At 67.0% G+C, this 13,166-nt stretch carries 14 protein-coding genes and 1 tRNA gene; 5 read left to right on the forward strand and 10 right to left on the reverse strand.

Features of this window, described 5'->3' with window-relative positions:
* Window positions 1-11 precede the first annotated feature (11 nt).
* Complete coding sequence (gene ybiB / locus HWX03_RS15965; RefSeq protein ID WP_174389001.1) at window positions 12-986, reverse strand: DNA-binding protein YbiB; 975 nt, start codon at window positions 984-986, stop codon at window positions 12-14.
* 183 nt (window positions 987-1,169) lie between these two features.
* Here ybiB and maiA point away from each other — a divergent pair, with 183 nt between their 5' ends.
* Window positions 1,170-1,814: a maleylacetoacetate isomerase gene (gene maiA / locus HWX03_RS15970; RefSeq protein WP_175871833.1), complete on the forward strand. Its 645-nt coding sequence runs from the start codon at window positions 1,170-1,172 to the stop codon at window positions 1,812-1,814.
* 96 nt (window positions 1,815-1,910) lie between these two features.
* Here the strand turns inward: maiA and ftsY are convergent, their stop codons facing one another.
* Complete coding sequence (ftsY, locus tag HWX03_RS15975) at window positions 1,911-3,071, reverse strand: signal recognition particle-docking protein FtsY (RefSeq protein WP_175822543.1); 1,161 nt, start codon at window positions 3,069-3,071, stop codon at window positions 1,911-1,913.
* A 216-nt stretch (window positions 3,072-3,287) separates the two neighbouring features.
* On the opposite strand from ftsY, the gene rsmD reads away from it, so the two are divergent.
* From rsmD to HWX03_RS15990, 3 genes are all read left to right on the forward strand, one after another.
* A complete protein-coding gene (gene rsmD, locus HWX03_RS15980; protein WP_175822542.1) occupies window positions 3,288-3,902 on the forward strand; it encodes a 16S rRNA (guanine(966)-N(2))-methyltransferase RsmD in 615 nt (204 codons plus the stop codon).
* A gap of 111 nt (window positions 3,903-4,013) precedes the next feature.
* Window positions 4,014-4,511: a pantetheine-phosphate adenylyltransferase gene (gene coaD, locus HWX03_RS15985; protein ID WP_039346084.1), complete on the forward strand. Its 498-nt coding sequence runs from the start codon at window positions 4,014-4,016 to the stop codon at window positions 4,509-4,511.
* 59 nt (window positions 4,512-4,570) lie between these two features.
* Window positions 4,571-4,837 carry a YfhL family 4Fe-4S dicluster ferredoxin gene (locus HWX03_RS15990; RefSeq protein WP_006477774.1) on the forward strand — a complete coding sequence of 89 codons (267 nt, stop codon included), beginning with the start codon at window positions 4,571-4,573 and terminating at the stop codon, window positions 4,835-4,837.
* An 84-nt stretch (window positions 4,838-4,921) separates the two neighbouring features.
* Here HWX03_RS15990 and hisC read toward each other — a convergent pair whose 3' ends face one another.
* The 8 genes from hisC to HWX03_RS16030 all read right to left on the reverse strand — a co-directional run bounded on the left by hisC (window position 4,922) and on the right by HWX03_RS16030 (window position 12,082).
* Window positions 4,922-5,989 carry a histidinol-phosphate transaminase gene (gene hisC, locus HWX03_RS15995; RefSeq protein ID WP_175871834.1) on the reverse strand — a complete coding sequence of 356 codons (1,068 nt, stop codon included), beginning with the start codon at window positions 5,987-5,989 and terminating at the stop codon, window positions 4,922-4,924.
* A gap of 117 nt (window positions 5,990-6,106) precedes the next feature.
* Window positions 6,107-6,706, reverse strand: a complete 600-nt coding sequence (gene pth, locus HWX03_RS16000) for an aminoacyl-tRNA hydrolase (RefSeq protein WP_048246979.1) — start codon at window positions 6,704-6,706, stop codon at window positions 6,107-6,109.
* 120 nt (window positions 6,707-6,826) lie between these two features.
* Window positions 6,827-7,432, reverse strand: coding sequence for a 50S ribosomal protein L25/general stress protein Ctc (locus tag HWX03_RS16005; RefSeq protein ID WP_175871835.1), 606 nt, complete (start codon window positions 7,430-7,432; stop codon window positions 6,827-6,829).
* Between the two features lie 158 nt (window positions 7,433-7,590).
* Window positions 7,591-8,553: a ribose-phosphate pyrophosphokinase gene (locus tag HWX03_RS16010; RefSeq protein WP_006477778.1), complete on the reverse strand. Its 963-nt coding sequence runs from the start codon at window positions 8,551-8,553 to the stop codon at window positions 7,591-7,593.
* A 44-nt stretch (window positions 8,554-8,597) separates the two neighbouring features.
* Window positions 8,598-8,674: transfer RNA gene (locus tag HWX03_RS16015), tRNA-Gln, on the reverse strand.
* Window positions 8,675-8,729: 55 nt separating this feature from the next.
* Window positions 8,730-9,611 carry a 4-(cytidine 5'-diphospho)-2-C-methyl-D-erythritol kinase gene (gene ispE / locus HWX03_RS16020; RefSeq protein WP_175871836.1) on the reverse strand — a complete coding sequence of 294 codons (882 nt, stop codon included), beginning with the start codon at window positions 9,609-9,611 and terminating at the stop codon, window positions 8,730-8,732.
* Window positions 9,612-9,638: 27 nt separating this feature from the next.
* Window positions 9,639-10,259 (reverse strand): lipoprotein insertase outer membrane protein LolB, encoded by a 621-nt coding sequence (lolB, locus tag HWX03_RS16025; protein WP_175871837.1) that lies wholly within the window; start codon window positions 10,257-10,259, stop codon window positions 9,639-9,641.
* Window positions 10,259-12,082, reverse strand: a complete 1,824-nt coding sequence (locus HWX03_RS16030) for a tetratricopeptide repeat protein (RefSeq protein WP_175871838.1) — start codon at window positions 12,080-12,082, stop codon at window positions 10,259-10,261. The genes lolB and HWX03_RS16030 overlap by 1 nt, the downstream gene beginning before the upstream one ends.
* 246 nt (window positions 12,083-12,328) lie before the next feature.
* On the opposite strand from HWX03_RS16030, the gene mutM reads away from it, so the two are divergent.
* Window positions 12,329-13,156, forward strand: coding sequence for a bifunctional DNA-formamidopyrimidine glycosylase/DNA-(apurinic or apyrimidinic site) lyase (gene mutM / locus HWX03_RS16035; RefSeq protein ID WP_048246970.1), 828 nt, complete (start codon window positions 12,329-12,331; stop codon window positions 13,154-13,156).
* Window positions 13,157-13,166: the final 10 nt, after the last annotated feature.

Here is a 13,166-nt window from a genome sequence, read left to right on the forward strand (position 1 = left end):
CCGCGGCACCCTCAGCGCGCGACGCGGGCGATCCGCACGATCGTCTCGACCTGGCGCGCCACCGTGTCGGGCGCCGGCACCTCGCCGCGCAGCACGGCGTCCGTCCACGCGGCCGTGGTCGCCGCATCGCGCGACTCGGGCAGCGCGACGGGCGGCGCGTCGGTCGACGAACGCTCGGCGTCGATCAGCGTGTCGCACACGCCGTCGTGCAGCCAGTCGACCTGCACCTGGCGTCGCGTGTCGGCCACCGCTTCGCCTTCGGTGCCGCGCGCGAGCAGCGCGCCGCCCAGCGCGGCGTCCGGGTGGTCGCGGAACAGTTGCGCGAGGCTGTCGCGGTACGGCGGGTGCGTGTAGTTGACGAGCCGAAGCCCGGCCGGCGCGAACGGCTGCAGGATCTTCACGAGCGTATGCGTCGAATTGCGCACGCCGAGCACGCGGCGCATCGACAGCAGGTGCGCGATGCGCGGCGCCAGCACGTCGATCGGCGCGAACGCGACACGGCGCTCGGCGAGCGTGTCCTCGATCGCATCGTGCGACGTCGACGGCGCGAGCGACAGCGCCGAGAAGATCTCGGCGCTCGTCACGCGGCCCGGATCGCGCTCCACCCCATGCACCAGCACCGGCACGCCTTCACGTGCGAGCAGCAGCGCGAGCAGCGGCACGAGGTTCGGCTGCTTGCGCGCGCCGTTGTAGCTCGGGATCGATACCGGGCGGAACGCGGCGTCCTGCACGTGCACGGGCTCGAACGACGCCTGCGCGGCGGCGAGCATCGCGGCCAGTTCGTCGGCGGATTCGCCTTTCAGCCGATAGGCGATCAGGATCGCACCGAGTTCGACGTCCGACACGCGCGCATCGAGCATCGCGCGATAAAGCTCGAACGTGTCCTCGGCGGACAGGGCGCGTGCGCCGTTCGGGCCGCGGCCGATTTCCTTGATGAAGCGGGCGCAAGGGAACGGAGCGGCGGCGGGATCGTGGGAAGCGGTCATCGGAACGTGGGGCGGGCGGCCGGCATCGGGCCGCGCGGTGAGCGGTGAGGAATGCCCGAGTATCGCATGGGCGCGGCCGCGCATCGTGCCGCGCTACACTCTGGTTCCCGGCGGCGTGCACACCGGCTGCGCCGCGCCCGTGCCGCCGCCGCCGGCCGAATACGACCAAAAGAGAGACATCCCATGAAGCTCTACAGCTATTTCCGCAGTTCCGCGTCGTACCGCGTGCGGATCGCCCTGAACCTGAAGCAGCTGCCGTTCGACTATGCGCCCGTGCACATGCTGCGCGACGGCGGCGAGCAACTGAAGGACGCGTACCGCGCGCTGAATCCGGATGCGGTCGTGCCGACGCTGATCGATGGCGACGCGACGCTGCAGCAGTCGCTCGCGATCATCGAATATCTCGACGAAACTCATCCCGAGCCCGCGCTGCTGCCGAAGCAGCCGGTCGATCGCGCGTACGTGCGCGCGGTTGCGCTGCAGATCGCATGCGAAATCCACCCGCTCAACAACCTGCGCGTGCTGAAGTACCTGAAGCACACGCTGAAGGTGCCCGAGGAGGCAAAGAACGCGTGGTACCGGCACTGGATCGAGGCGGGCTTCGAGACGCTCGAGACGCGTCTCGCGAACGATCCGCGCACCGGCAAGCTGTGCTTCGGCGACACGCCGACGCTCGCCGACGTGTGCCTCGTGCCGCAGGTGTTCAACGCGAACCGTTTCTCGATCGACACGACGCGTTTCCCGACGATCCAGCGGATCGTCGACCATGCGGCGACGATCGATGCGTTCAAGGCCGCCGAGCCGGGCGTGCAGCCCGACGCGGAATGAGCGCAGAATGAGCGCGCCGGGCCCGTGGCGGGCATGATCGGGCGCGCATGAAAAAGGGCGCCCGAAGGCGCCCTGTGCGACGCGACCCGGCGGCGTTCAGCCGAGCAGCGCGTCCGCGAATTCCACGGCGCTGAACGGCTGCAGGTCCTCGACCTTCTCGCCGACGCCGATGAAGTAGACGGGCACCGGGCGTTGCCGCGCGATCGCGGCGAGAATCCCGCCCTTCGCGGTGCCGTCGAGCTTCGTGACGATCAGGCCGGTGAGGCCGAGCGCGTCGTCGAATGCCTTCACCTGCGTGAGCGCGTTCTGGCCGGTGTTCGCGTCGATCACCAGCAGCACTTCGTGCGGCGCGCCGTCGTGCGCCTTCGCGATCACGCGCTTCACCTTCTTCAGCTCTTCCATCAGGTGCAGCTGCGTCGGCAGGCGGCCGGCCGTGTCGGCCATCATCACGTCGATCTTGCGCGCGCGCGCGGCGCTGACCGCGTCGAAGATCACCGCGGCCGCATCGCCGCTTTCCTGCTGGACGACCGTCACGTTGTTGCGCTCGCCCCAGACCGCCAGCTGTTCGCGCGCGGCCGCGCGGAACGTGTCGCCGGCGGCCAGCAGCACCGACTGGTCGAAGCTCTGCAAATGCTTCGCGAGCTTGCCGATGCTGGTCGTCTTGCCCGCGCCGTTCACGCCGGTGATCATCATCACGAGCGGCTGCGCGCGGCCGAGCATCAGCGATTTCTCGAGCGGCGTCAGCAGCTCGACGAGCAGGTCGTGCAGCGCATCCTTTACCTGCTGCGGATCGGTCAGCCGGCCCGCGCGCACCTTCTCGCGCAGCGCGCCGAGCAGGTACTCGGTCGCGTCGACGCCGGCGTCGGACATCAGCAGCGCGGCTTCGAGCTCTTCATACAAATCCTCGTCGATCTTCGTGTTGACGAAGACGCCGGTGATGTTCGAGCCCGTCTTCGCGAGCCCCGTTTTCAGGCGCGCGAGCCACGACTTCTTCGCGGACGCGTCCTGCAGCGGCGGCGGGACGATCTCGACCGTCTCGACGACTTCGTCGCGGCCGTCGTTGGTCGGCGTGACCGTCATCACGACGGCCGGCGCGGCCGGTTGCGCGCTCGCCTGCGGCACGTCGGCCGCGGGCGGCGCGTCGAGCGCGGGCGCGTCGGCGTCGGACGCTTCGTCCGCTTGCTGCGCGTCGGCCGATTGCGATTCCGCCGGATCGGGCTCCTGCGTTTTCTTGAATCGTTTGAAGAAACTGAACATGGTCTGGCGTCGGGAAGAGGGCGGGCCGCCGCCGAGGGCGGGGCGCCGGACGGGCCGTTCTGCGTTCGCGCGGGCGCGGCGCTCGGCGGCCGAAACCGTGCATTTTATCAGTGCGGCGTGGCGCTCGCGTCAGTGCGCGTCGCCGCTGTGGTAACGTGCGCCTGTTTGGCGGCGCCCCCTGCGCGCGCCCGGTCCCACCCGTTGTCGATATCCCGTATGTCCCGTTCCTCTTCCGGCCGCCCGGCGGCCCCCCCTGGCCGCGGCAAGCCGCACACGATCCGCATCATCGGCGGCGACTGGAAACGCACGCCGCTCGCGGTGCTCGATCTCGACGGCCTGCGCCCGACCCCCGATCGCGTACGCGAGACGCTGTTCAACTGGCTCGGCCAGGATCTCGAAGGTTGGCGCTGCCTCGACCTGTTCGCGGGCACCGGCGCGCTCGGCTTCGAGGCCGCGTCGCGCGGCGCGGCGAGCGTCGTGATGGTCGAGCGCCATCCGCGCGCCGCGCAGCAGCTGCGTGCGATCAAGGACAAGCTCGGCGCCCGCTCGGTCGAGATCGCCGAAGCCGATGCGCTGCGGCTCGCGGCCGGGCTCACGCCGGGCGCGTTCGACGTCGTGTTCCTCGATCCGCCGTTCGACGACCTGGCCGCGCTCGAGCGCGCGATCGCGCTGTCGGCGCCGCTCGTCGCGGCAGGCGGCGCGCTGTACGTCGAAACGGGGGCGGAACTCGATCCGGCCGCGCACGACGCGCTCGCGGGCTGGCAGGTGGTGAAGCACGGCAAGGCCGGTGCGGTTCACTATCATTTGCTGCGGCGCGAAAATGATGAATAATGCGCGTTCCATACGAGGCGGCGCGCCGCAAAGGCGACGCATGCCCATCTCGGCAGCGGCGCGTGCATCGCACGGCTGCCATCCCGTTTGCGTGATGACAGGAGGAGCGACATGGTAGTCGCCGTGTATCCCGGTACGTTCGATCCGCTGACGCGCGGGCACGAAGACCTCGTGCGGCGTGCGTCGAGCATTTTTGATACGCTGGTGGTGGGTGTCGCCGACAGCCGCGCGAAGAAGCCGTTTTTCTCGCTCGAAGAACGTCTGACGATTGCGAACGAGGTGCTCGGTCATTATCCGAACGTGAAGGTGATGAGTTTCACCGGCCTCCTGAAGGATTTCGTCCGCACCAACAACGCGCGCGTGATCGTGCGCGGGCTGCGCGCCGTGTCCGATTTCGAATACGAGTTCCAGATGGCGGGGATGAACCGTTATCTGCTGCCCGACGTCGAGACGATGTTCATGACGCCGTCCGACCAGTACCAGTTCATCTCGGGGACGATCGTGCGCGAAATCGCGCAGTTGGGCGGCGATGTCAGCAAATTCGTGTTCCCGTCCGTCGAGAAGTGGCTGACCGAGAAAGTCGCCGCGATCGGAGGCCCTGCCGCGTGACGCGGCGCCGGCCGGTTTCGTTGCGAAGCCGGCCGGCGGCCTGAAGAAGTGAGATCAGTATGGCTTTGATGATTACCGACGAGTGCATCAATTGCGACGTGTGCGAGCCCGAGTGCCCGAACGGCGCGATTTCGATGGGCCCGGACATCTACGTGATCGACCCGAACAAGTGCACCGAGTGCGTCGGCCATTTCGACGAACCGCAGTGCCAGCAGGTGTGTCCGGTCGAATGCATTCCGCGCGATCCGCAGCATGACGAATCGCACGCGCAATTGATGGAGAAGTACCACGCGTTGATCGCCGTGAAAGGCGACGACGCATCGTGATCCTGCGCTGACGCGCGCGCTTTGATTGACCGGCGCGCGCGTCGCGCTTTCAGATCGGCGCCGCCCGGCGCCGGTTCTTCCGTGTCAGGCCAGCAGCTCGCGCAACGCCGCGACGAGCGCATCGCATTCGGCATCGGTGCCGACGGTGATGCGCAGATGCTGATCGATCTTCGGCAGCCGGAAGTGCCGCACGAAAATTTCCCGTTCCTTCAGCTTCGCCGCGATCGTGCCCGCATCGTGCGCGGGATGGCGCGCGAACACGAAATTCGCGGCCGACGGCACGATCTCGAAGCCGAGTGCGTCGAGCGCATGCGTGAGCCGCGCCCGGCTGTCGATCACGCGCCGGCAGGTGGCGTTGAAATAATCGGTGTCCTCGTACGCGGCCTGCGCGGCGACCTGCGCGAGCCGGTCGAGCGGGTACGAGTTGAAGCTGTCCTTCACGCGGTTCAGCGCGTCGATCAGCGCCGCATCGCCGAACGCGAAGCCGACGCGCATGCCCGCGAGCGAGCGCGCCTTCGACGTCGTATGCACGACGAGCAGGTTCGGGTGACGGTCGATCAGCGTGATGGCCGACTGCGCGCCGAAATCGACGTACGCTTCGTCGATCACGACGACCGACGACGGATTCGCGGCCGCGATCCGCTCGACGTCCGCGAGCGGCAGCGCGCGCCCGGTCGGCGCATTCGGGTTCGGAAACAGGACGCCGCCGGCGTCGTCGAGATAGTCGTCGACGCGGATCGAGAAATCGTCCGCGAGCGGCACGACCGTGGTCTCGACGCCGTACAGGCGCGCGTAGGTCGGATAGAAGCTGTACGTGATGTCGGGAAAGCGCAGCGGCCGGTCGTGCTTGAGCAGTGCCTGGAACGCGTGCGCGAGCACCTCGTCGGAGCCGTTGCCGACGAACACCTGCTCGGGCTGGATGCGGTGATGGGCCGCGACCGTCTCGCGCAGTGCGCGCGCGAGCGGGTCCGGATAGCGGCGCAGCGTGTCGCCGGTGTCGCCGAGTTCGCGTGCGATCGCCGAGACGACGCGCGGCGACGGCGGATAGGGATTCTCGTTGGTGTTCAGCTTGACGGGGTGCGCGAGCGCGGGCTGTTCGCCCGGCACGTAAGGCACGAGTTGCTGAACGACGTCGCTCCAGTAACGGCTCACCGCGTGGCTCCTGTCGGGCAAAACGTCGAGATTACCGCATGTGCGCGTCGCGGTGGGGCGGGGGAGGCCGCCCGGTTGCGCCGGACGGCCGATGCACCCGGCCGGTGCGACGGGCGATCAGTTGCGATGCAGCTGCATCGTCGCGCGATCGAGTTCGCCCTTGACGACCATCGGCATCACGGCGAGCGCGCGTTCGATCGATGCGTCGATCACGTCCTGTTCCTCGCGGCGCGGCGGTTTCAGTACGAAGTTCGCGACGTCGGGCTTCGCGCCGGCACGCGCACTTTCCGGAATCAGGTCGCGCGGATGGCCGATGCCGATCCGCAGCCGCCAGTACTGCTGCGACGACAGGTGCGCGGAGATGTCCTTCAGGCCGTTGTGGCCGCCGCTGCCGCCGCCGAGCTTCAGCTTCACGGTGCCGGGCGGCAGGTCGAGCTCGTCGTGCGCGACGAGGATCTGGTCGGGCAGGATCTTGAAGAATTGCGCGAGCGCGACGACCGACTGGCCGGAGCGGTTCATGTAGGTTTGCGGCTCGAGCAGGTGGACTTCCTCGCCGTGCAGGCGCGCTTTCGCATAGAAGCCGTGGAAGCGGCGTTCGTCGCGCAGCGTCGTGCCGGCTTCGCGGGCGAGCTGGTCGATCAGCCAGAAGCCGGCGTTGTGGCGCGTCGCGGTGTATTCCGCCCCGGGATTGCCGAGGCCGACGATCAGTTTGATCATGACGTTTCGAAGGCGGCGGCTGCCGCCTGGGCGCAGAAAAAGAAAAACCCGCCGGGCAAGCCGCGGCGGGTTGCGTCGACCGTTTCGTGAAACGGATCGATGGGGCGCGCAGACAGCCGCTTAGGCAGCCGGCGTTTCGCCTTCTGCTGCGTCCGATACGGCACCCGCCGGGACCGTCGCCGATGCGACAACCGGGTTTTCCGCGTCGATGTGCGCGACCAGCGCGACGCCATTCGGCAGCGCGATGTCCTTCGCGTGCAGCGACTGACCGGCTTCGATCTTCGACAGGTCGACTTCGAGGAATTCCGGCAGGGCCGACGGCAGGCACTCGACTTCGATTTCCGTCGCGACGTGCGAAACGATCGCGCTCGACAGCTTCACGGCCGGGCTGACTTCAGCGTTCAGGAAGTGCAGCGGCACCTTCGTGTGCAGCTTCTTCTTCGCGTCGACGCGCTGGAAGTCCACGTGCAGCACGAGTTGCTTGAACGGGTGGTATTGCACGTCGCGCAGCAGAACCTGTTGCGACTGGCCAGCCACTTCCAGGTCGAGGATCGACGAGTGGAAGGCTTCCTTCTTCAGTGCATGCCACAGCGCGTTGTGATCCAGTTCGATCTTTTGCGGGGCTGCTTCGCCACCGTAGACGATACCCGTGGTCTTACCGGCGTTGCGCAGGCGGCGGCTCGCACCCGTACCTTGCTGTTGGCGCTCGAAAGCGACGACTTTCATGTGATTCTCCATTTGCTGCCCGCGACCAGGCAGTAAAACGGGGCCATCAAGCGGCCCCCGATGAAACGGCCGGGGTTTCGTCTATCCCGTCCGATTGTGCAAAAAGCGAAGCGTTGCCGCTTCGCTTTCTGCGCATGCTTTGTTCCGTCGATTCGCGATCAGGATTCCGCGAACAGCGACATCACCGAATCGCCACGGCGAATCCGCGAGAACGTCTCGGCCAGCAGGCTCGCGCTCGTCAGCGAGCGGATCTTCGAGCACGCCAGCGATTCAGCCGACAGCGGAATCGTATCGGTGACGACCAGCTCGTCGAGTTCCGATGCGGCGATGCGATCTGCGGCGCCGCCCGACAGCACCGGGTGCGTCGCGTACGCGAACACCTGCTTCGCACCGCGATCCTTCAGCACTTGCGCGGCCTTGCAGAGCGTGCCGGCCGTATCGACCATGTCGTCCATGATCACGCAGGTGCGGCCTTCGACTTCACCGATGATGTTCATCACTTCGGCGACGTTCGCCTTCGGGCGACGCTTGTCGATGATCGCGAGATCGCAGTTGAGCTGCTTCGCGAGTGCCCGGGCGCGCACCACGCCGCCGACGTCCGGCGACACGACGAGCAGATCCGAGTAGTTCTGCTTGCGCAGGTCGCCCAGCAGGATCGGCGTGGCGTAGATGTTGTCGACCGGGATGTCGAAGAAGCCCTGAATCTGGTCGGCGTGCAGATCCATCGTGATGATCCGCTCGACGCCGGCGATTTCCAGCATGTTCGCGACGACCTTCGCCGAGATCGCGACGCGCGCCGAACGCGGGCGGCGATCCTGACGGGCGTAGCCGAAGTAGGGGATGGCAGCGGTGATCCGGCCGGCAGATGCGCGCTTGAGCGCATCGACCATGATCATCAGTTCCATCAGGTTGTCGTTCGCCGGTGCGCACGTGGATTGCAGGACGAAGACGTCCTTGCCGCGCACGTTTTCCTGGATCTCGACCTGGATCTCGCCATCGGAGAAACGGCTGACCATCGCTTTGCCGAGGGGAATACCAAGGATATTGACGACTTCCTGGGCGAGCGCGGGATTCGCGTTGCCAGTAAAGACCATCAGGCCATCATGGCTGTGGCTGCTCATCGTGCACCTGCTTCAGGCTTGGGCGGGAAATGCGGGAAAATTTTTGGCAGGGGAGGAAGGACTCGAACCCTCGCATGCCGGAATCAAAATCCGGTGCCTTGACCAACTTGGCGACTCCCCTACACTTAACTGATAACTTCACCGAACTCGTGTAGGCCGTTCGGCAAAGTAAAACTTTATGACGCGAAAGCGAAGAGCGGATGCTCGTTCAGGCTCTCGGCAACTGCGCCATTCCAACTGGCGGGCAGTTTGGCTTTCGCCGTTTCTGCCTCGTGCTTGCTGTGAAACGCTGCAAACACACTTGCTCCGGAGCCGGTCATCCTCACGGGGGTCACATCATACAACCATTTGACCACCTGCACAACTTCCGCGTACTTCCTTGTTACAACTTCCTGCATATCGTTCCGGCCGAAGCTATCTGGCCATTCCGCATCGCTGGTTTGCTGTGCAAGAAAGTCAGCAATTGTGACGGGCTTCGTATCTCTTGTCAACAACTCATCTGAAAATATTTCAGCGGTCGGGACATGAACGCGTGGCGTCACAACCAAGAACCAGCGAGTCGGCAATTCTACCTCAGCTAATTCTTCTCCGATACCCTCTGCGAACGCATTTTTTCCAAAAATAAAAAACGGGACGTCGGCGCCGAGTTTGACCGCGAGCGACTGGAGTTCGGCGCGCGGCAAATCGAGTTGCCACAGGCGGTTCAGCGCGAGCAGCGTCGTCGCCGCGTCGGAGCTGCCGCCGCCGAGGCCGGCGCCCATCGGCAGGATCTTGTCGATCTCGATGTCGACGCCGTGCGCGGTGCCCGTATGCGCTTTCAGCAGGTTGGCCGCGCGCACGACGAGATCGCTTTCCTCGGGCACGCCAGGCACGTCGGTGACGCGTGCGACGCGGCCGTCGTCGCGCCGCGTGAAGTGCAGCGTGTCGCCCCAGTTCAGCAGCTGGAATACGCTCTGCAGATCGTGATAGCCGTTCGGACGACGGCCGGTGATGTGCAGGAACAGGTTGAGTTTCGCGGGCGCCAGGCAGTTGCGCAGCGAGCGGGTCGAATCGGTCATGCGGGTATCGGGGCTAGGCGCGCGTGCTCACTGATCGAGCACGAGCTTGATGTCGAGCGGCGGCGTCGCGCGCACGAGGTTGACGCGTTTGACGCCCGTGGCCGGGGCATCCGCGTAGGCAAGGTAGTCGATCGTCCAGCCGTCCTGGCGGAGCTGCTTGAGGCGCGTGCCGTCGGCCGGGTCGCGCACGGTTTCCGCGGGCGTCGCGGGGGCGGCGGTCGGCAGCAGCCAGTAGCGCAGGCCCGCGAGCGGCAGCTCGAAGCCGAGCGTTTTCTGCATCAGGTCGCCGACGTCCGGCGCATATTGGGTCGGACGGTTCGGCAATTCGAGCGACGCCGCGCGCGGCGTCGATTTCACGACCGCGAGCGTCTGGCCGAGCGGGCTGCGCAGTTCGAGCGACACGTCGTCGCCGTGTTCCTGCCAGTCGAAGTTGCCGTACACGTTCTGCGGGTTGCCGAGACGATCGTCGTACCGCACCGCGAAGCGGCCATGGTACGCATGCGTCGCCGCCGTCTGCAGTGCCGCGCCCGTCGGCGTGCCGGCCGACGGCGGCGTACTCGCGCAGCCGGCGAGCGCGAGCGCCGCGCCGGCCGCGGCCAGCATGCGCTGCGCGCGGGAGGACAGGGAAAACATCGGGAACATCTGCATCAGAGGCCGTTGATCTGCAAGCGTTTCAGCGTCTGCACGAGCGTTTCGTTGTCGGGCTCGAGCTTCTGCGCGGCACGCCACGCGTTGCGCGCGTCGTCCTGCGCGCCGCTCTTCCACAGCACTTCGCCGAGATGTGCGCCGATTTCGGCGTTCGGCTGCAGTTCGTATGCCCGCTGCAGCACCTTCGTCGCGCCGGCCGTGTCGCCCATCCGGTACTTCACCCAGCCGAGGCTGTCCATGATGTACGCGTCGTTCGGCGCGAGCGCCATCGCCTTGTCGATCAGCTTGTTGGCCTCGGGCAGGCGCTGGTTGCGGTCGGCGAGCGAATAGCCGAGCGCATTGTAGGCCTGCGGGTTGTCGGGCTGCGTGCGGATCAGCTCGCGCAACTGCGTTTCCATCGTCGTGTAGTGGCCCGTCTTTTCGGCCGCCATCGCGTAGTCGTAGCGCAGGTCGGGATCGTCCGGGAAGTCCTGGACGGCCTGCCCGAGCCGCGCCTCCGCTTCCGGATAGCGCTTCGCCGTGAACAGGATCGATGCATCGGTGCGCGCCACCACGGCCGCGTCGCGCGGATCCGTGATCGGCAGGTTGTCGAGCACCTTGCGCGCCTCGTCGGTCTTGCCCTGTTTCTGCAGCAGCTGCGCGCGCGTGATCTGCGCGGGCAGGTAGTGCTGGCTCGTCTGGTCGACCTTGTCGAGCCATTGCGACGCCTGCGCGTCGTTGTTCTGGTCGATCGCGATCTGCGCGAGGTAGATGTAGCCCTGGCCGACGTCGAGGTTCGGCTGCTTGTCGCCGAGCTGCACGTACTGCTTCAGGTAGCCGGTCGCCTCGTCGAGTTTCTTCTGCTGGATCTTGATCAGCGCGAGCGCCATCAGCGGCGTCGGATCCTTCGAGTCGAGCTTGCGCATCGTCTCGAACTGCTTCTGTGCGTCGTCGAGGCGGTCGTCGGCCAGATAGAGCTGCGACAGCGCGAGCCGTGCGTCGCGCGACTTCGGATTCTGCTGAACATACTTCTCGAACGACGCGATGCCCGCTGCGCGTTCCGCCGGCCCCATCTGCGACAGCATCAGCGCCGCCGGCAGGTAATCGGGGCGAATCTGCAGCGCCTGCTTCAGCGACTGCGCGGCGCCTTCCTTGTCGTCGACCGCGAGCTGCTGCCGCGCGATCGCGAGCTGCGCCTCGGGGCGATTCATGTCGTTTTTCAGCATGTCCTTCAGCACCGCGAGGCCGCCGACGCGGTCGGAGCCGCGCACGAGCAGCGCCTGCAACGCGAGGATCGCCGGGCCGCGCGTGTCGCCGGTCGCGCGGGCCAGCTCGCGCGCGAGCATCGGCTGCGCGTCGGCCGGCTTGCCGGCGAGCACCAGCAGCGCGGCGTCGACCTGCGACGCCCGGTTCGAATCCGGTGCGTACTGGCGCCACAGGTTCGCGGCGGACAGCGCGTCGGCCGGGCTTTGCGCGCCGAGCGCGATTTCGGTCGCGCGCTGCGCCATGCGCGGATCGCGCGTGTCGCGGGCAAGCGCGAGGTAGGTCTGGTAGGCCGGCGCCGGCTGGCTGCGCTGGAGCGCGACCTCGGCGGCGAGCACCTGGTAGACGATCTGGCTCGTCAGCGGCACGCCGGGGAGATTCTTCTGCTCGTCCGGCATCACATGCTCGAACGCACCCTGCGGCTCCGCGTCGTCCGATGCCGGAGCCTGCGCGTGGGCCGGAAAGGCGGTGAGGGTCCAGGCGGCAAACAGCGCGGCACCGAGTGCACGGCGGACCGGGAAGGCGCGCGCGCCGCGCACGGCGGCGGGGCGCTTCTGAAGCAGCTTCGAGGGCAGGGTCATGGAAATCCGTTCGATGTTTCAACCGATTGTAACGCGCTCGCTACAATACACGCACGATCGTGATAGGGTCCGTTTACCTGTGGAACCCCCATGCGAATGCCCGACCTCGCCCGCCTCGCGTGCTGCCAGGCGGGCGAGGTCGGGCATTCCCGTGTTTGATTCGGGATCGCCGCGAGAACGTCCGTTCTCGTGGCGGCGCATGCGCGTTCCCTATGTAAGCAGACCGTAGCCTCAGACCCGCAAAACATGCCAGAGTTGCCAGAAGTCGAAGTCACGCGCCGGGGCATCGAGCCCTTTGTCGCGGGCCGCCGCGTCGAGCGTGTCGACGTCCGTACCGCGATGCTGCGCTGGCCCGTGCCGGCGGGGCTCGCCGAGCAGTTGCGCGCGCGCGAGGTGCTTGCCGTCGAGCGCCGCGGCAAGTACCTGCTGTTCGAAGTCGATGCCGGCTGGTTCATCGTCCATCTCGGGATGACCGGCACGTTGCGCGTGCTGCCCGCGGCCGGCGTGCCGGTCGCCGCGAAGCACGACCACATCGACTGGATCTTCGACGAATTCGTGCTGCGGTTCCGCGATCCGCGCCGCTTCGGCGCCGTGCTGTGGCATCCGCGCGAAGCAGGCGACGTGCATGCGCATCCGCTTCTCGCGAGCCTCGGCGTCGAGCCGTTCTCGCCGGCGTTCACCGGCGCGCTGCTGCATGCGCGCACGCGCGGCCGCACGGTGTCGGTCAAGCAGGCGCTGCTCGCGGGCGACATGGTCGTCGGCGTCGGCAACATCTATGCGTCGGAGAGCCTGTTTCGCGCCGGCATCCGGCCGACCACCGCCGCCGGCAAGGTTTCGCTGCCGCGCTACGAGCGGCTGGCCGACGCGGTACGCGCGACGCTCGCCGACGCGATCGAGCGCGGCGGCAGCACGTTGCGCGATTTCGTCGGCAGCAACGGCGAAAGCGGCTACTTCCAGCTCGACTGCTTCGTCTACGATCGCGCCGGCCAGCCGTGCCGCGTATGCGGTACGCCGATCCGCCAGATCGTGCAGGGCCAGCGGTCGACCTATTTCTGTCCGACGTGCCAGCGTTGAAACCCTTTTC

Origin of the sequence: Burkholderia sp. BCC0397 (assembly GCF_902832865.1) — a bacterium.
GTDB lineage: Bacteria > Pseudomonadota > Gammaproteobacteria > Burkholderiales > Burkholderiaceae > Burkholderia.